We start from the raw sequence: 19,543 nt of genomic DNA on the forward strand, positions 1-19,543 counted from the left end.
GCAGTTGTCGCAGTTATCAATAAAGGCCGTACCCCCGAAGTCGCCATTGCAGTCTTCTACGCAAGGCTCCAGGCCAGTATTTCCTCCTACGCATTCTCCGCATTCATCAAGGAAGGCAAAACCACCAAACACGCCGTTGCAATCCTGTAAACAAGGTTCCTGTCCGGTATCGCCGCCCACACAATTTCCACAATTATCCAAAAACGCAAGACCGCCCAACACACCATTACAATCTTCCTCGCAGGGCTCAAGACCGGTATTACCGCCTACGCATTCATCGCATTGGTCAATAAATGCCGTACCGCCGAAGTCGCCGTTGCAATCCTGTTCGCAGTCATCGCCGATATACATTGTAAGGTTACCGGCATTGAGGTCCGCCAAAAGGGTCTGGCCATCAGCCTGAGAAATCATCACAACCGGGATATTGATTTGTGCAGCAAAATTTCCGGAGGCCATTTCTACCGGAGCTCCACCTGTATTGTTAATGATTACGAGCGCGCTTGCTCCTGCATTTTGCGCATACCATGCTTTTTCGCTAAACTGACAGGTTCCGCGGAAAGCAACAGCAATGTTTCCAGCGATCTGTGCGGCATTTACCAAGGGGGCACAGCCCAAATCTGGTGTGCCGGAGCCATCATTTACGAGTACTGCAGTTCCACTGATGTTGGAGTCACCCACAGGCACCGCCCAGCCGCTACTTGTTGCCGTGGTGTATGTCAGCGACCCACTGAGTAGCTCAGGTGCTGTTACGTGTACAGATGGGTTGAAACACTCTTCGGGCCAGCAAAAGCTGTGTGAGGCCCCGTCGCCGTAGGCCGGAGTGGGCATGGTAACCAGTTCCGTTCCGTCAGGCCCGAAAACGGCATAAGAGCCATTTGCGTCACATCCACTCCACTGAGATCCGTTCATGCCATCACCGTATTCATCAAAGATGTTGAAGGTATAACACCCCTCTTCCAGACAAACTTCAGTGGTGTATGTTTGCTCATTGCCATAGGTTCCGGGGGGTACTGCCGCAATCACATTACCATTGCTGTCAATAATTTCCCATGAAACTTCATCACCCCAGCAATCTGTGGTGATTACAACAGTGGCAAGGGCATCGCCCAACAGGCAGCTTCCATCGTCGCAGGTGGCATCGGGATCATAATTACAGGCATCGGGATTGGTGCATCCTGATGATGGACTCACTCCGGTATTTCCACCCACACAATTTCCGCATTCGTCAATAAAAGCTGTTCCTCCAAAATCGCCGTGGCAGTCTTGCACACAAGGTTCATTACCGGTGTTCCCTCCCACGCAGATGCCGCAATTATCCACAAAAGCAATTCCTCCGGGGTCGCCGTTGCAGTCCACAGGACAAGGGTCAAGCCCCGTATTACCACCAACACAGGTTCCGCATCCATCGATAAAGGCTGTGCCACCGAAGTCTCCGTTACAGTCTTCGGCACATGGCTCTATACCGGTGCTTCCTCCCGCACAAACACCACAATTGTCAATAAAGGCTGTTCCACCCCACTCGTTGTTACAATCCTGCACACATGGAATTTGCCCGGTATTTCCACCCACACAATTTCCGCATTGATCGAGGAAAGCCGAGCCTCCCCAATCGTTGTTGCAGTCCTGAACACAGGGTTGTAAACCTGTATTTCCACCCACGCAGGTTCCGCACTGATCAATAAATGCTGTACCTCCTAACACGCCGTTGCAATCCTCAACACAATCACCATCGCATGAGCCGTCATCGCAGGTAGCATCTGGATTGTAATTACAAGCAGTTGGATTTGTGCATCCAAAAATGTCATTGTCGTCAATCACTCCGCTACAGTTATCGTCAATGCCGTTGCACGAAATCTCATCCATGCCGGGATTCACGTTCGGGTCGTCGTCGTCGCAGTCGGTATTGTTGTTTGCATAAGAGCAGATAATATTGCCCTGGGTAAAGGTGGCACCTCCTGGCAGCGAGCCAAAAGCAAGAACCACTCCTGTACCCGTTGCTACCGACCAATTGGGGGTATTGTCATTAAACTGGCCTTGGGATTCGATGAAGAAGGTAAACGGGCCATTATTTGATGAAACCGAGGCAGTGAAGTTTCCGCCGCCTCCTGTATTTCCGTAAGGCCCTCCCTGCAAAATAACTGTTCCGTTGTTGTCGCTGAATGTCCACGACACCTCATCCAGCCACCCGTTGCTATTGACGTTGATTACATAATCCCCATCGCAGGGGTTTTCGCACAGTGGATTGGTATCGTTTTGATCGCCATAGCCATCTCCATCGGCATCTACGTACCAACCGGGTTCCTGCTGACAGCTACCGTCATCGCAAACTGCATCAGGGTTGTAGTTACAGGCACTAGGGTCAGTACAACCCTGTATGAGGGTTCCGGAGGTAATTCCGGTGATGAAATTATTGCAATCGGCATTGCCAATAAACTCTACGGTAACATCAACCACGTCGCTTAAGTTGTAGTTACCAAATGTGTAAGTACCTTCCGGTTGATTGCTGAGTACCGTGGTTGGGTTTCCGCCGTTCACGGAAGCCAGCACATTGTACTGACCTGTTTCTTCGTTGTCGGCAATGGTTAGGGTGATTTCAAAAGTTGCCGACTGGCAATCTTCGGTTACAGATGCTTCGAGGTTGGGGCGACAAGGATCATCATTGCAGTTATCTAACAGAATTTGAAGGCTGTTCATCGCATTGATCCGTCCTCCTGTGGACACCTCATTGATCAAATTCGCCTTAACATCCACTCCATCATACAAAGCCTCACGCACCAAATCTGCAGCCGCTTGCGGATCTGCCTTTACGAGAGCTGTAAAAGATTCGCATGGCACGGAGTACAGCAACGCGATTACTCCGGCAGTGAGCGGACTAGCAAAAGATGTTCCACTGGTGGTTGTGTATGTGTTGCTGCCTGAAGTGGTTCGAACATTCTGCCCGGGAGCCGCAACGTTGATGCTATTGACACCATAGCCTGAAAAGGTTCTTACATCATTGTGATTGGTTGCTGTAACACTCACCATGTAGGGGCTGGAGCAGCCGGTAGGCATGTCTCCGTTTACATCAATGTTCACGTTGTTGTTGGCCGTTGCGCCACAGTTCAGGATTCCTTCCTCGCCAAGGGTATCGTAAAAGCCACACCACAGCGGGTAGTTATCCGGATTGGCGTTGTCTATTCCCCAACTCGCATTGGTAGCTACCACAAACGCCCCTTCTGCACCATTGGTATTGTTGTATAGCTGACGCATAACAAGCGGATACGTGTAAGAGGCAATCACATTTGATTCGGTGAGAGAGCCTACCGTTACCACCATCATTTTCACGTTCCAGTTGGCTCCAACCACTCCGAGTCCGTTATCGCCCACTGCCCCGATCATACCGGCCACTGAGGTTCCGTGATTTCCGCTCAGCACATTATCGTTGTTTTGATTTGGATTCCAACCGTTGTAGTCATCCACATATCCGTTGCCGTCATCGTCAATTCCGTTTCCGGGAATTTCACCTGTATTCACCCAGTGATTGGGCTGCAGGTCGGGGTGATTCATGTTAGCCCCTTCAATAATACACACCACAATATCATCGTTCTGTGTGGTTTGACCTCCTGTCGTAATATCCCAGGCCTCGGTAGTACGGATGTCAGCACCGGGTGTTCCGCCAGTTTGACCGGTGTTTTTGTGATGCCATTGCTGGCCAAACTGCGGGTCGTTGGGTATCGTTTCGCGCATGTACACATAGTGGTTAAACTGGGCTTCCTCTACTGCCGGATGGCGCTTTACGGCATCTAGCATTCGATAGGGATCCATCGCCAGCTGGTCAAAGCGCAAAGTCCAAATGCGGACGGGAGGCGAGATCAGTTCACCCATCGCGACACCGGAAGCAATACCGTCTACACGCTGAAGGTCGGTAACAACGCTTCGCAAGTCGCTGTCTGTGCGCACCTGTACGAGCAGCTCTCCGGGCACAAACGACGAAATTTCAGATTGTTGCGAAAAAGAAAAAGAAACAAAAAGGCTCAAAAAAGCCCATGTGGCAATGAGTCGATTTAACATCATACAGATTGGTTTTGGTAATGCCCGATAAAATTGGAAAAAACAGCTCGTAACAAAAAGGCTATTTAACCCTGAAATAGGAAAGCCAACAGGTTTTTATGCCTAAACCAAACGGGTTGACTCTGATTACAGCCCCAGCAATTGAGCGAGCTCTTCTTGTATCACCGGGTTAATAGCCACCGCGAGTGCCACAGAAATAGCGAGACCAATAAAAGCAAAACCGGCATCACGAAGTACTAGTCCTACTGTACTTCGCATGCTACGGTTTGTTTCGGCATGTGGTGTAAGCTGCATAGCAATTTCGCGCCCGCCAAGCAGACCCAAAAACACCCATGTGGTACTCATAGGCATTGTGCTTAGCTCCTTGAAGAAAAATAGAATGAAAGCGTAAACAAGGTCAATCACCGACGCGGCTCGCACATCTGTTACACTTGACTTTTCTTTAACGATGGCCTGAATTTTATCGCCACGCAAGTAAAAAAGCAAGCCCAAGCCGAAAAAGATAAAGCCAGCAAAGGCTATGTATTCCCAGATACTGAGTTGCCGGTTGAGAAAGATGGCGATATTGGCTGCGTCCTGCATGATCCAAACCGACCACAGTGCACCACTGATGGTCCATTGGGCTATCCTCCAGTAGGGATGTGGCTCACCCTGAACCAACTTAGAAATGAGTTTTGAGAGGAAATACCACACAAATATGGCTGTTCCAAAGGCCACAAAGTAGCCGGTTAAACTTTTCTGCGTCACGGCAAGGATGGCTCCTCCATCTGAGCTGAACACGCTCAGCAACATAAATGTGGTGGACACAGGCATTCTCAGCCGTGTAATTATCAACAGGATTAGCGGGGAGATAAGCTGTAAAAAGTGAAATGAGGTGGGCGATTCGGAAAATCCTTTTGAGGAGAGTCGCTGAAATGAGACATCGCCATTAAACGTATACCAACTGTAAAAGGAGGTCATCAAAAATATGGCACCAATAAAGAGCCACAAATGCCACCACTTTCGGTCTTCATTGGAGGCAATAAAGGTACCGATGGTCTGAATAGAGTCATTGGCAATGGCCGAGTATGCCGCGAAGATGAATCCAATCCACATTGCTATGGCCGGATAGGGATAGAAAATGGCCGAGCAAAAAAGACAGAAAGCAACCAACCTGAAGAAGGTGCGCTCCCTGAAAAAGAATAGACTCAGAATTTTGTACCGGCGGTCACCAATAATGGCTGAACCGAGGGTAGGCTGCTGAGAAATGGGTTGCTCCATCTTGCTTAAATGTCGTAGTCTTTATTAAAGTCTCCCGCAAACTCACCTGGCTCGGCAGAATCCACCGGGGTTTCTGCCGGGCGCATGTATTGACTTGCTTTGACGTATGCAAGCACTACGGTAAGCAAAACCACTGCTGCAGAAAGTGCTGTTCGATGGTTGATTGCCCAGCCATCACCGCGTTGGATATGGTGATACACATTGAGCACCATGTCTTGAGGCCATGCAATAACAGAAATACGGTCGAGAGGTAATGACAGGGCTGAAAGCACAAATACCAGAATAGCAATGAGCAATGTACCCGTCATGCCTTTTAACACAAAAAGCTTTCGAATAATCAGAATAGAGTAAATCAGAATAAAAACCAATACTCCTTGTGAGAAGGAGTGCATCCAGGGATCACCAATCTCAAATGACGACACAGCACCAATGTCTGCGATGGGCGATAATGTCAACACTGTGTCCAGCATGAATACGTACATTCCAAAACCTAATAGCGTGCCCAACAATTGTGCAGGCAGGTTGAGCCATACCGGCACCCAGGTCCTTTCAAACAAACTTCGAAGCAAGGAGTAAAACGGAAATAAATCAGCCTCAAAGCGATATGAACTGACAAAGATGGCAATCACGTAGATAAATGCCACCAGCGCTGAAAGCTCAAGGAGATTTAACGTAAACGAATTGGAGAGTACCCTGCCAAGCAGGATAAAATAAGCGAGCGAAAACATCAAACTAGATGTAATCTCTACCAAAAAAATACGGGTGTGCTTCTTCTTAAACCTCATAGCTACTTAATATTCACTCACCCTGCAATGAATTACGCTGTAAAAGCCGGAGATTGACATACCACGCAAAAATGCGATGGATTATTGAGTGGAATCGTGCCTCTACGTTATGCATTTCTTAACCCTATGTTAGAATAATGTTAACAAAGCGATTTAAATCCCATCAAAACACACTATTTCAAGAGCATACCACAAAGCTGATACAATACCCGTGCTCCCACGTTTCCATCCCAATCGTCTTGTCCGGGTGCAACTTCGCACAAGTCGAAGCCGATGATTTCCTTTCCACATTCGCCAAGTCTGAAAAGCAAATATGCCAATTGTTCAAATTGCAAGCCTCCGGGAACCGGCGTTCCGGTGTTGGGGCATAGCGAAGCATCCAATCCATCAATATCGACGCTTACAAATACCTTTTTCGGTAGCTTTGCGATGATATATTCTACCAATTGATGCCAGGTTACACCTCGCATCATCTCGCGCTGGATGAGGCGGTCATAGTACACCGCAATTCGCTCACCCTGACTTTTGGCAAAATCCACTTCTTCGCTGCAGTAATCGCGAATACCCACCTGCACCATTTGCGATAGCTGCGGAATTTGCAGCGCGTTGTAAAAAATAGAGGCATGCGAGTACTTGAAACCCTCGTAGGCATTTCTCAGATCCATGTGGGCATCAATTACCAACATGCCAAAATCGTCGTGGCGTTTGGCGAGTGCGCGGTAGTAACCCAACGGACTGCTATGGTCGCCACCAATGAGTCCTACTTTTTTACCCTGATCCAACCAAAAGGAGGTGCGCTCCTCCACCCATCGGTTCATTTGGCCACACGCCTCTGCCACCAACTCGTAGCGTTGCACCATTTCAGGATTCTCCTGCGGACGTGCACCCTGCTCCAATGCCTCAATAATTTGCGTAGCTTGCTCACGAGCCCTTTTTGAAAGCAAACCAAGCTTGCCGGGTAAGTCATCCAGGGCAATGCCGCGTTTCCACAAATTGGGATAGTCATAATGGTGAAGATCTACCTGATAAGATGCATCCAAAATGGCAGCCGGTCCCAGCGCGGCTCCCTCACGGTAGCTTACCGTGGCCTCCCAGGGCACCGGTACCAGCACGAGGTCTGACTGTTCGCAGGTAAAAGGTAAACCAAAAATACCGGCATCACTGCTTCCCGGGTCATTGGGGTTAAATTGTTCAATGAGTTCTTCCTTGGTCATTTGGAATCAATTTCAGAGAGCGAAGATATGGGTTTCGCTTAAGGTAGTTCGGTGATATTGCTTAAAATTGCCGCTCAAACCACAACCCACCCTATGCATGAGAACCACCTTTTTATTCCTTGCATTTTTCACCTTTTGCAATGCTCATTCTCAAACTGATACCACACAACACCTCAAAGAAGTAGTGGTTTCGAGCCACCGGCACCCGTCAACAATTGAACAGGTTGCCAGACAGGTAACGGTCATTGACCGCGCCGAAATTGAGCAGGCTCCTGTGCAGAGTTTATCGGAGCTACTTGAGTTTGTGATGAGCGTTGACATCCGACAGCGCGGGCAGTTTGGTGTGCAAAGCGACGTAAGCATCCGGGGAGGAACCTTTGACCAGACCCTGATTCTGGTAAACGGCATCAAAATGTCTGACCCACAAACCGGCCATCACAGTATGAACCTTCCGGTTGACCTCAACCAAATTGAGCGCATTGAAATACTTCACGGCGGTGCGTCGCGCGTATTCGGACCCAATGCTTTTGCCGGCGCCATCAACATCATCACCCGCACACGAGGCGAAAACCAGGTAGGTGCCGAACTCATGGCCGGTCAACACGGCTTGTTTGGCGCAGGTGCCCATGTTACGCTCAATACAGGTAACTGGAATCACAGCTTTTCATACAACCGCAGAGGCTCTGATGGCTTTATGCGCAACACCGATTTCATCTGGAACAACGCCTTTCTCCAGAGCGCTGCTCATCTGAAAAACCACGAGATTATCATCAACGCAGGATACAACCAAAAAGCTTTTGGAGCCACCACGTTCTACAGTGCCTTCTTCCCCAATCAGTTCGAAGAAACCAGCACGCGCTTTGTGTCTGTTTCTGACAAAATGCAGCTTCACGAAAACCTCTCGCTCAGTGTGCGGGGTTACTACCGCGAGCACCGCGATCGCTTTGAGCTTTTTCGCGAAGGCGACGGGTTCTTTATTCGAACAGATGATAACTTCTTTGTGATGGGCAACGATACCGCACCCGTCTGGTATCAGGGCCACAACTACCATCGCACCGAAAGCTGGGGCCTGGAAGCCGATGCCAGCTACAAATGGAAAGCCGGGGTAAGCACCGTGGGGATTGAATACCGTAGCGAAAAAATACAAAGCAACGTGCTCGGGCAGCCGGTTGAAAATCCAGTAAGTGTAAGCGGTGAGCATCCTTCGGCTCAATTTACCCGGGCAGATGGACGCGAAAACCTTAGTATTTACGCAGAGCACAACCTCAACTACAAAAACCTCTTTGTGTCGGCAGGAATGCTCTACAATATGAACACAGCATTTGAGGATGAGATTTTTCCCGGCATTGACGTGGCCTATCAGTTGGGGCAGCATTTCAGACCTTATGCAAGCTGGAACCGCTCTGTTCGTTTCCCCACTTTTACTGATTTGTACTACAATCTGGGCGGTGCTGTAGGCAGTATTGAGCTCACTCCGGAATCGTCTGTAAATTACGAAGGGGGGCTCAAATACTTTGGCAAACATGTAAGCGGGGTGGCTACCTTCTTCCGTCGCGAAGGGGTGAATCTTATTGACTGGATTCGCTTTGAAGGCTCCGACATAACCCAGGCTGCCAATATCACTACGCTCAACATCAACGGACTGGAATTGGGTTTTCAGGCCAACCTGAAAGCACTTCTGGGTGAAAAGTCCCCGTTTTCATCAATCCGCATCGGTTACACGTACATGCAGGGAGACAGCGCCAGCACAGGTTTTGAATCGAACTACGCTCTTGACTTCCTTCAGCATCAGTTTAACGCGGTGTTGCTTCAGCAAATCAGCGACAAGATTTCGGTGCAATGGAATACCAGTTTTCAGCAGCGTTTGGGCGGATACTTCGACCCATCTGTTGGCGAAGAAGTGCCCTTTGCACCTGTGCTACTGCTTGATGTGCGCATCAGTCACCGCACAGAAATGTTTGATGTGTTCCTGGAAGTGGCCAATCTTTTTGACCGGCTTTACGTGGATATCGGAAATGTTCCTCAACCCGGGCGCTGGCTGCGGGCCGGTGTTGCCATCAGACTGGGATACTAGCGCGGGCAGCTTACCACTCCAAACTGTCTTTGTCCATCCAAAGACCCTGTACCTTTAACACCTGTTCTACCACATCGCGCACACAGCCTTTGCCTCCGGGCAGGTGCGACACGTAATCACAAATCTGACGCACTTCGTGAGCAGCATCAGCCGGGCAGCATCCTACCGCTACATCTTTCAGCACGCGGATATCCACAATGTCATCACCCATGTAAAGGGTTTCTTCAGGTTTTAGTTTGTGCTGCGCCATGTAGTCGCTATAAACCTGCCACTTGTCTTTGGAGTTCAGAAAAACATCCTTCATCCCCAGCCCTTTAAAGCGCTCGCGCACCGCCTCTGAATCTCCGCCTGTAATCACAGCCAATCGAAAACCTTTTTTCACTGCGAGCTGCACAACATAGCCGTCTTTAACATTGGACGACCTGATTTGCTGTCCGTCGGGCATCAGTAGTACAATGCCGTCGGTAAATACACCGTCCACGTCAAAAATCATGTTTCGGATACTGCGGAGTTTCTGTTTATAGTTTTCCATTGGATTGTGCTGCAATACTTTCGGTTAATAACTGGTAGATTGCCCGCAGGCGGGGATGTTCCTCCAGTTGGGCGAGATGTTTGCGAAGTGTTTGCTCATCGCCGCGCACGGCCGGACCGGTTTGTACCCCGTAAGGGTCATGGGTAAGAGCCTTTGCAAGGGTTTCGCGCATCAACGGGTGAAGAATGGCGGGATCCACTTCTGCTTCTTCAAGTAAGCGCCTGCTCCATCCCCACAGATGATTGGTAAAATTGTTGGCAATCACTGCTGCCACATGCAGTCGGGCGCGCTGGTCTGAATTGAGTTCATAGTGCTGCGCTCCTAGTTGTGTGCAAACATCTTTGAGAACTGCCAACGCATCATGGCAACTTGCCTCAAGGCAAAAAGGCACATCGCTCCATTGATGGCGAACCGCTGAGGTTAAGGTCTGTAAGGGATAAAAAACACCTCTGTTGGGGTGCTTGCTCAAATCAGCCATGGGCCGTGTACCAGAAGTATGCACAACTACAGCTTCTCCGGCCGGCAACTGTTCCGACACCTCTTGCACGGCGTCATCACTCACAGCAATCACAAAAAGATGTGCCCGCACTTGCTCTGCCTCATTCAAGCGAAAGAAGTGCGTACCCAGCTCTTCGGCCAATAGCCTGCCGCGCTCTTCATTGCGGCTCAGCACACATTGCAATTCAAAACCTCTAAGCTTAAAGGCAGTGCCGAGATTGCTTGCTACCCTCCCGGCTCCTATCAGCGCTATGCCGAAGGAGTTATCAGGCATCGGATTTTTCTTTACGCACACGCTGAAAAACGGCAATGAGCGTTCCGATAACCATCAAAATACATCCCATCCACAACACATTAATCATGGGGAACATAATGGCTTGCATCACGATAAACTCGCGTCTGTTCGACTCATTTTCGGCCACTACAAATGTAAATGTGCCTGCCTGGGGGTCAATTTTGGTAAAGGCAAATTTCAGCCCTCGCTCCTCCTGTTTCACCGGTTCAGATACCACGCTCTCATTATCGCGCACAATAAACAATGGCTCTGCATACGACACTTGATTGCGCTGATTGACTACGCGCAACACGGCACGTACCCCTATATCACCGGCTTTCAGGTTGTGTTGCTCCGGCCTGGAAACCGGTCGGATAGAATCAAGTATCACAAGATTCACAGTAGTAAAGATGGTATCGCCCAGTGAAATTTCATGCTCTTTGGGCTCGAAAAACCCATCTTTATCCAGCTCTCTTTCCTCAATTTCCGCCCAACGGATGTGGGTGTAGATATCTTTGTTGAAGTAGTGCTTTGTATCAGGTTCAGGAACGTTACCAAAACGCTCATTGAGTTGCAGGTGAGGACGAAGCGTAAATAGCTTGTCGCCGGGTTGATGGGCATTCCACAGAGTGATGGGCGGCGTTTCCTGAGAGTCAGCGAGAGTAAGCAGCTCCCAGTACTTTTCACGATCCTTCAAAAAGCTTTCACCCGCGCGGTGATTTTCCTTGGCTTTAAAAAAGTAGCCGGAATGATACACCACCTCTCCTTTCATGTAATCGCGGGGCATTTTGTTAAAGTACTCAACGTTGAAGTACTTGTTGTGGCCTTCGCGCTCACTGTGTGTGTAGAGGATGAAATATTCATTCATACTCAGTGTATCGCCTTTGAAGAGGAGAATATCCTTGCGGTTGTCGAAGGTTTCGTTCAGCCTGCTGATGTCAATGCCCGAGGTGTTCTGCGAGATTTTCACGCTTTTTCCAGTAGAAATCAACGCCCCGGCCATGAGTAACCCAAAACCGATATGCGCCACCGATTGACCAGCCACGGGCATTTTTCGCTGAGCAATACGCAGGATGTAATCGGTATTGGCGGCAACGGCAAAAATGGACGAGAAAAGCAGGGCAATCAGCGTAAATTCACTCATGGTAAATTTCATGGCCCACACGATGAATACTGTAAAAGCCAGTGAAATGGCGAAAGAAAGTGCCATCTTTCTCACAAAAAGGTTCATGTTGGTTTTGTGGTAGCTGAAAAACTGCCCCACAGCAATCAGCAAGGTCACCATAAACGCAAATGGTAGCTGCCATTTATTGTAGTGCGCTATTACATCGCTTTTTGGAGCCATTTTACCTTCGGCGAGCACCTTCAGCACTTCGAGGTTCAGGGCATCACTTAACCACAGCAACACACCTGAGAATGGCGCTGCCAGCAGGTTATACACTGGTTTAGAGGTTTCGAAGGTAATTTGGGCAGCCGACAGGAGCAATACCAACGACGCGATAAAAACCCAAAACTCGCGGCTCCAGAGCTCTTCTTCTTTTTTCTGCCTGGGGAAATTCCTGCTCCGCGCCACAAAAATCATTACCACCGACAACACCAAAAAGATGAGAATGGCCGGTATCACCATTTTATGAAATGCAATACCCACTATCAGCAACAAGAACGAAACACCCGCATACATCATTCGCCGGCCACCATTGAGCGCTACACCAATCATCAGCCCAAAGAAGAAGAGCAGGTAAACAAGCAGTTGGCCTGTCATACCATCATCGGTAAACGAGTGCACGGAAGTTTCGCCAAGTACACCACTTCGGGTAAGGAAGGTGGAATACAGTACAAATATGAATGCCAGTGCGGTAAGTGCATAGGCTGCAAACACAGACCTGTTTTTGTGCCGGTTAATGAGCATGAGGTGCGCTCCTCCTACCAACAGCACCCACGGAACGAGCGAGGCGTTCTCAACAGGATCCCAGGCCCAGAATCCACCAAAGCTCAATGCTTCATAAGCCCATGCACCTCCCATGAGGATACCCAGACCCAGCGTAGCCACCGCAAAAAATGCCCAGGGCAAACCGGGCTTTATCCAGGCGCGGTATTCTCTGCGCCAGATGCCTGCCAATGCAAAAGCAAAAGGAAAGAGTGTGGCGGCAAAGCCCAAAAAGAGTGTGGGAGGATGGATGGTCATCCAGTAGTTTTGCAGCAGCGGATTTAAACCACGGCCATCCTGAAACTGCGGAAGGCGGGTGTAATCTGCGATTTGGGTCCAGGGCATACCCACATTTTCGGGCAATTCGCGAATGAGGATAAAAGGGCTGCTCCCCATCTTATAGCCGAAAAAGTAAATTCCGAGCAACATGGTTCCAAGAAAGACCTGCACCAGCGACACCACAGCCATCACCGGGGGCTCCCATCTTCCACCTCTGAAAATCATCACATTACCTAATACTACATGCCAGAAAATCCAGAGCAGGAAGCTCCCCTCCTGGCCTTCCCAGAAACACGAAAAGATATAACGAAGTGGCATGGCCGTGTTGCTGTGCTTCCATACATAGTCGTACTCAAAGTACTGACCCAAAATCATGTAGAACAAGGTGATGATAATACCCAACACGGAAAGGCTGTGAACCCTGAAAGCCCAGCGAGCCATCGTGCGCCATGATTCACCGTTGGGTCTTGCAGCCTGGTAAAAAGAAAAGGTAGCCAGTACACTCGCCACAAATGAAAGAATTACCCAAAAGTGACCCAGCTTACCTATCCATGCATTCTCTCCAATGTATTCCATTCAGCCCGCTAATCAGGTTTCTATCTTATTCTCCTCGTTATATTTGGACGGGCATTTCATCAAAATGTCGGTAGCCATAAACTCTTCGTCCACTACCCTGCCAATGAGCACCACGCTTTCGGAGCGCTCAAAATCCTGGGGTTTAGCTTGTAGCAGGTGTACCTGCCGCCTCTCGCCTTTCTCATCTTTCATGGTGAAAGTAGTTCGGTGAGGATCAATGGTAGGTTCGTAAACAATTGCTTCAGTGCGATCGAGGGTACCCACCACATGGTATTCCCTGCCGGGGTTGCTGAAAGCCTCGGCGAAATCAGCGTAGGTACTGGTTTCAGCGAGCGATCCCGCGATGGCCGCAATGGCAACCGCAATCACGATGATGGATATAATATGCGAGCGTTTCATGGTTGTTTGTCAGAAAAAAGCGTTGCGAAATTAACAAGCGATGAAGCTATAGGTTTTGGTTGTTTTCGTGATGTTGCATCACCTCTTCTTCCAGCTTGCCGATGCGACGGTCGAGCAACACAAGATAGGCAAAGATTCCAGCCAGAATTACCGTAACCACTGCCAGAACGACATTGATTTTTCCGCTGGCATACATGGTTTCCTGCAACCAATCATGGTTGGCGTGGCTCACTGCCGGAAGCAAAAAGAACAGTAACAAACTCATTATCTTCAACATTCTCATCATTCGAGGTTGTGTTTTAGTTGTGCGATTCGGTATCGCAATGTGTATATCCAGTAACCCAGCAAAATCCATCCCAATACTGCGGGGTAAAAAACGGCCCGTAGTGTACTGTCGAGGTCGTATGCGCTAAAAGCGGGGTTTCCTCCTTTTCCGGGGTGAAGGGAATCGGTAAAACGCGGAAGTATTAAAATCAGCACCACCAACATAGCAAAGGCAAAAATGTTGTACACCGCCGAAACCCTTGCGCGCCGGTCTTCATCATCCATACTGCCGCGAAGGATAAGATAGGCCACGTACATCAGAAAGGTAACTGCGGCACCGTTCAATTGCGGATCGCTTACCCACCACGCGCCCCAGGTGAAGCGCGCCCACAACGAGCCTGTAACGAGACCGAGTACGGCAAAAAGCAGCCCCACGCGAACGCTTTGCTCAGCTTTCACGTCGTGCATACGGTGGCCATTACCCAGAAAACGCACCCCTTGCACCACCGAAATTCCCATCAGGAAAAACATGGCAAACCACATGGGCACGTGAAAAATGAGGTTGCGAATGGTTTCGTTGAGAATACTGCGATTTGGAAAAGCGAATGTATCGTGGTGCGCCCGTGCCACAGGCTGCACACAAGATACTGCTACCCTCGCCTGCGGAAAAACCCTGAAATCGCGTCCGTAAAAGGCTTCCGGGTAAAAGAGCGTTCCGTCTGTATCATTGTTTACGAACATGTGGAAAAACACCTCATGTACATCCACCGGAAGGTTGAACTCTACGCGCATTTCTGTGGGGCTCATGATCTCACGGACGGTTCCGCAAAATGTCTGCTCACCAGAGGTCAACCATACTTGCTGATTGAGGTCCTTTTGAAAATGGGTGTTGTATCCGCGCACTATCACGGTAGAAACCCCGGGGAGCACGGTGCCGGTCGACAAGCTCACAATTCCCGGAGCAAGCGGAGTGTACAGGCTGACAATCACAACATAAAAGAGCAGCAGCACACTCCCGATTTTCCACCACCAATACCTCATTTCACGCGGGATTTAATCGCGCCAAAGGTAGGGAAATAAAACGTAAGCCAGGGTCACCGAAATCACCGTAATCATGCCCGTAAAGAGGGCGTTTTTCCAGCTATCGGAGAGGGCAATTCCCACCATAGCGTGCTGCGACAAACGGATAATGGAAAGCAGCAAAGGGAGTATCACCGGCATGCCAAGTATGGCCATGATTCCAAAGGCGTTGTTGGTTTTAGAAGCCACGGCTGCAATCATCGTAAGAGCCGAGCCAAGACCTGTGCATCCCAACACGATGGCTGTGAAAAGGGATGGCCAGTGACAATCTTCCAGCGCAGCCGGCCCCATGAACAGCACAAAAAAGAGCAAACTAAGCAAACCCAACACATTCATCAAAAGCGTGTTGTACACCATCTTAGCCAGGATGACGGATTGGGGCGCCGCCATCGTGTACCAGTAAATAGCCAGTCCGGGGCGATCGTGCCAAAAAGATTTGGCCGTGGCGTTAAAGGCGGCAAAGAGCACAATAATCCAGAAAAGCGCATTCCAGGTATTGGGATCTACGATTTGACGAAAGCTCAGATATGCCACAAAAATGGTGGCCATCACATAAAGCACCACCCCGCCAATGGAATGTTTCTGGCGCATTTCGAGCTTAAAATCGCGGGCAATCAGTGTGCTTATTTCCTGCAGTTGCATGGTCGCAAAAGTACGGAATGCCATGAGGCCATAAGCATTTTCAGAGGGCTGCGCTAGTTGATAAGCCGATTAGGTTTTACAAAGGTAACGCGGATTCCTCCGTATATGCTCCTCCCCATTTGTGGATTGAAGTAGCGGCCGTTGTTAGCATTGAGCCGAAAAAATGAATTGTAGCGCGTATCCTGAAGGTTCTCGGCACCGAAGTAAAAATCTACGTGGTACTTTTCTCCGAAACGTGTGCCGTATTGAATCCGCACATCCAAAAGGCTGTAAGCTTCCGAGTAAACCGAGTTCGCATTGTTGAGCGGAACGCCATCAAAAAACCGGAAATTCATGTGCATGGATAACTTGTTGTAAAACATTAAGTCAGCAACCGCACTATATTGAAGAAGAGGTATTCCGGGTAAATCATTTCCCGAAAAATCCTCGTTATTCAACACCATGTCATCGTATCGGTAACGCTGAATTCCCGACGATAAACCAATGTATGCAGCCGAAAGCAAATGCTCGTCGCTCCGTTTTATGCGGTATCGCAAAGTAAGTTCAACGCCGCGCATGTCAATAGCTCCGTTGTTGCTGAAACGACTGAATCCAAGGGAGTCGGGTTGTTCAATAATGGCATTGCCAATGCGCGTAGCATAGCCGTTTAACTCAACAAGCATAGCATTATTAAAAAGGCTGTTGCGCAAGCCAATTTCATAATGATCGCTGCGCTCAGGTGTTACCTCCGGGCTGGCCTGAATTTCCCAAAGTGTAGGTGTTGAAACACCCCTACTCACCAGGCTGTACAGCATAAATCGCCGATTAAACTGGTAAGACATCGAAAGCTTGGGCAACCAAACCGGGTCAAAAGCAAAACGCCCACTGAGATCTACGGGCTCGGCTACAAGGTCGGTTCTGCGAAAAGTGGTTTGAAGAATTCCCAACGAGGCATCTACAAAAAGCTTACGGCGGAGGTGGGTAGTAGCTTGCAGAAACCCGTTAAAATAGCGGCTCACTGTTTCGTCGTTGGTACGCATGTCGCCAAAATCGGCATCCACCAGATCAAACTCCGTTAAGGCGTTCAGATCGCGCTGGTACTCCCCTCCCAGCCTGATGTGCAGACCGGCGTCGTCCTCATCCCACTCGTACCCGAAAATGGTTCGCAAACCGTGTCCATTGGAGCCTTCGTCTTTAAAACCATTAAAAAACGGACTGGCTCCGTAGGGATTTAACTTGTTGGTGCTGTGTAGAAATACTGCCGTGAAGTTGTAGAGGTTCTCGGTAAAGTGAATTTTATTGGACAGCCCTAGCCGAAGCCACCTTCGCTCCATGCGGGTGTCGTTTTCAACAGCGTAAGGCCGCGCTGCTCTGGGGTTGGTGGCTACCTCCAGCGAATCGAGCTCTCCGGGTAGCCCCCAGGCTCCGTTGTAGTAAATGAAAAACAGCTTGATTTCTCTGTTGCTGGCCGGACGGAAGCGCGTAACCAGATTAAGCTGGTCTTTGCGCACACCCTCCTGCTGACGAAAACCGTCGTGCCTATATCGGAAATAGTTGAGCGATACAGCCGTTTTTTTGGAACTGGTAGAGAACGACAAGGTTTGTTTCTGCATGCCGTAGGATCCGGCCTGCACGTTGGCCGAAGCCGACAACTCTCCATATGGCGCCCAACGCGTGCTAAAAAGTGCTGCCCCTCCGTGTCCTTCGCCGTAAATGCTTCCCTGCGGGCCTTTGAGAATCTCGAGGCGGCCGATTTCTTCGGGGTCTATCAGTTCAAGCGCGGTTGATCCATCGGCAAGCGTCAGTGGAAACTCATTCCAATACACTTTTACATCGCGCACTCCAAAGGGCGAACGCATCAAGCTACCGCGAATAGACAATCGGCGGGAGCCACCGGGCCCGCGCGACTCCATTTGCACCCCCGGAATGGTGTTGATAGTTGGTTCAATAGACGCTGCAGCATTGCGTTCAAAGTCCTGTGCTTCGAGCCGAGCGATGGTTTGAGGTGTTTCAAAATGCCTGCTCTCGCGGGTGTAGGCCACAATTTCTACATCCCTAAGTTCAACCGGAACTGGCGTAAGTTTGATGAACAGATCGCCAAATCGCGGAATGGTTAGTTTTCGCGTAAAGTAACCGCGACGCATCACGTGAATGGAATCGCCGGGCACAATGTTGCCGTAAAGCGACAAATTCCCAAAGCGATTGAGCTCGTATTTGCGTTGCTGCCTCGGAAAAACCACCACCACACTGTCGAGGTTTCGGTGCGTTTGTGCATCCACTACCTGCAAAACGATATCGCCATCCACACTTTCCTGGGCAATTGAAAAATCAGGAAGAAAGATTGCCAACACTCCTATCAGGAGCAGGAATTTTCTATACGAGGACTGCTTTGTATTCATGGTGGCCGGCAACCACAAAGTTACTCAGCCGGGTGGAATTTCAGCGCAGCCGAATTCAGGCAGTAGCGCAGTCCTGTAGGCTTGGGACCGTCGTTGAATACGTGGCCCAAATGGCCACCACAGCCGGCACAAACAATTTCCGTTCTCTCCCAACCGAAGGCCTTATCGGGAATTTCTCGCACGGCGTCCTCGCTGATGGGTGCATAGTGACTAGGCCAACCCGTGCAGGATTCGTACTTGGTGTCACTTTCAAACAACGGATTATCGCACCCCGCACAATGATAAACGCCCACAGCCTTCAGATTCCAGTAGCTTCCGCTGTAGGCTCGTTCGGTGCCCTGTTTACGCAATACATAGTATGCATCGGGCGACAGCAACTCCCGCCATTCGCTGTCTGTTTTTCGCACCGGAAACTCCATTTCACCTTCACCAGGCTGGGCCGAACAGGCAAGCGCAAGGGTTGCGATTTGCAGTGCTAAGAAATAGTGCTTCATCCGAGGTTAAAACGCCCAATTGATGTGATTGTTTTGTAAGTTGCCAGATGAAGAAAGTTTGTTTCTCGAAGATTGACAATCATCTTCACTGATTTTTCTTTTTCAGCTCACAAGCATTTTCAGAATCCCGTAATTTCGCCGCGGAATGAAGGATTTTTTGAAGAACCTACTCGACCGATTCGCGCTAACGTTCCGAAAAGAACAATACGGACCAAAGGTCTTTTGCATCGGTTACAACAAAACCGGCACAACCACGCTCGGTAAAAGTTTGGAAATGCTGGGCTATCGCAATTCATCTTTCAATCCACGTGTCCACAACGAGTACTTTCAAAAAGGCAAAATTGATAAAGTATTGCAGTACGCGGCCAAATTTGAATCTTTCGACGATTTGCCATGGTTGCACCCCAACCTCATTCCCAAACTTGACAAGACATTTCCCGGCAGCAAGTTCGTATATCTTGAGCGAGACGAGCGGTCGTGGAAGCGCTCATACAGAGAGTGGTACTTTCTTCAAAGGGGCGAATATCCCGACGAGGAACGCGGTTACCACAACTACCTGGTTCATCAACAGTTTGTGTTGAAGTATTTTGCCGGACGGGAGCAGGATTTAATCTGTCTGGAAATTAAAGATCCACAAGGATTTCGAAAACTCGCAGAGTTCCTCGGTAAGCCAGTAATACGCGATGATTTCCCGCACTTCAATCGCACCAGCGAAATGAAAAAACGGAAGGCTCAAAACGTCTGATACGGCATAACTGGAGCGCCACCACCGCCAATATATTTGGTAACTTTGCCGTCCAACGATTATCAACATGCC

General features: G+C 49.4%; 15 protein-coding genes. 2 read left to right on the forward strand and 13 right to left on the reverse strand.

Annotated features, from left to right (window positions below; translation table 11 throughout):
* The 4 genes from EA392_07175 to EA392_07190 all read right to left on the reverse strand — a co-directional run.
* A partial coding sequence (locus EA392_07175; GenBank protein TVR39118.1) for a hypothetical protein occupies positions 1–4,053 on the reverse strand: 4,053 nt, incomplete at its 3' end.
* Between the two features lie 123 nt (positions 4,054–4,176).
* Positions 4,177–5,310, reverse strand: a complete 1,134-nt coding sequence (locus EA392_07180) for a hypothetical protein (protein ID TVR39119.1) — start codon at positions 5,308–5,310, stop codon at positions 4,177–4,179.
* 5 nt (positions 5,311–5,315) lie between these two features.
* Positions 5,316–6,095, reverse strand: coding sequence for a hypothetical protein (locus tag EA392_07185; protein TVR39120.1), 780 nt, complete (start codon positions 6,093–6,095; stop codon positions 5,316–5,318).
* A gap of 173 nt (positions 6,096–6,268) precedes the next feature.
* Complete coding sequence (locus EA392_07190; GenBank protein TVR39121.1) at positions 6,269–7,309, reverse strand: agmatinase; 1,041 nt, start codon at positions 7,307–7,309, stop codon at positions 6,269–6,271.
* A gap of 97 nt (positions 7,310–7,406) precedes the next feature.
* Between EA392_07190 and EA392_07195 the strand changes: the two genes are divergently transcribed.
* Positions 7,407–9,383 (forward strand): TonB-dependent receptor, encoded by a 1,977-nt coding sequence (locus tag EA392_07195; GenBank protein ID TVR39122.1) that lies wholly within the window; start codon positions 7,407–7,409, stop codon positions 9,381–9,383.
* Between the two features lie 10 nt (positions 9,384–9,393).
* Here the strand turns inward: EA392_07195 and EA392_07200 are convergent, their stop codons facing one another.
* The 9 genes from EA392_07200 to msrB all read right to left on the reverse strand — a co-directional run bounded on the left by EA392_07200 (position 9,394) and on the right by msrB (position 18,726).
* Positions 9,394–9,915, reverse strand: a complete 522-nt coding sequence (locus EA392_07200; GenBank protein ID TVR39123.1) for a 3-deoxy-D-manno-octulosonate 8-phosphate phosphatase — start codon at positions 9,913–9,915, stop codon at positions 9,394–9,396.
* On the reverse strand, positions 9,902–10,687 hold the full coding sequence (locus tag EA392_07205) for a DUF2520 domain-containing protein (GenBank protein TVR39124.1): 786 nt from the start codon (positions 10,685–10,687) through the stop codon (positions 9,902–9,904). The genes EA392_07200 and EA392_07205 overlap by 14 nt, the downstream gene beginning before the upstream one ends.
* Positions 10,680–13,469, reverse strand: a complete 2,790-nt coding sequence (locus EA392_07210; protein TVR39125.1) for a hypothetical protein — start codon at positions 13,467–13,469, stop codon at positions 10,680–10,682. Before EA392_07210 ends, EA392_07205 begins: the two co-directional genes overlap by 8 nt.
* A 12-nt stretch (positions 13,470–13,481) precedes the next feature.
* On the reverse strand, positions 13,482–13,868 hold the full coding sequence (locus EA392_07215) for a cytochrome c maturation protein CcmE (protein ID TVR39126.1): 387 nt from the start codon (positions 13,866–13,868) through the stop codon (positions 13,482–13,484).
* A 46-nt stretch (positions 13,869–13,914) separates the two neighbouring features.
* Positions 13,915–14,223, reverse strand: a complete 309-nt coding sequence (locus EA392_07220; protein ID TVR39127.1) for a CcmD family protein — start codon at positions 14,221–14,223, stop codon at positions 13,915–13,917.
* On the reverse strand, positions 14,151–14,873 hold the full coding sequence (locus EA392_07225) for an ABC transporter permease (GenBank protein ID TVR39195.1): 723 nt from the start codon (positions 14,871–14,873) through the stop codon (positions 14,151–14,153). Before EA392_07225 ends, EA392_07220 begins: the two co-directional genes overlap by 73 nt.
* Positions 14,874–15,185: 312 nt before the next feature.
* A complete protein-coding gene (locus tag EA392_07230; protein TVR39128.1) occupies positions 15,186–15,878 on the reverse strand; it encodes an ABC transporter permease in 693 nt (230 codons plus the stop codon).
* 29 nt (positions 15,879–15,907) lie between these two features.
* Positions 15,908–18,232 (reverse strand): hypothetical protein, encoded by a 2,325-nt coding sequence (locus tag EA392_07235; GenBank protein TVR39129.1) that lies wholly within the window; start codon positions 18,230–18,232, stop codon positions 15,908–15,910.
* 20 nt (positions 18,233–18,252) lie between these two features.
* On the reverse strand, positions 18,253–18,726 hold the full coding sequence (gene msrB, locus EA392_07240) for a peptide-methionine (R)-S-oxide reductase (protein ID TVR39130.1): 474 nt from the start codon (positions 18,724–18,726) through the stop codon (positions 18,253–18,255).
* A 145-nt stretch (positions 18,727–18,871) separates the two neighbouring features.
* Between msrB and EA392_07245 the strand changes: the two genes are divergently transcribed.
* The gene (locus tag EA392_07245; protein TVR39131.1) at positions 18,872–19,471 is read left to right on the forward strand and encodes a hypothetical protein; all 600 of its coding nucleotides are present in this window, start codon (positions 18,872–18,874) and stop codon (positions 19,469–19,471) included.
* Positions 19,472–19,543: the final 72 nt, after the last annotated feature.

Source organism: Cryomorphaceae bacterium (assembly GCA_007695365.1).
Classification (GTDB): domain Bacteria; phylum Bacteroidota; class Bacteroidia; order Flavobacteriales_D; family SKUL01; genus SKUL01.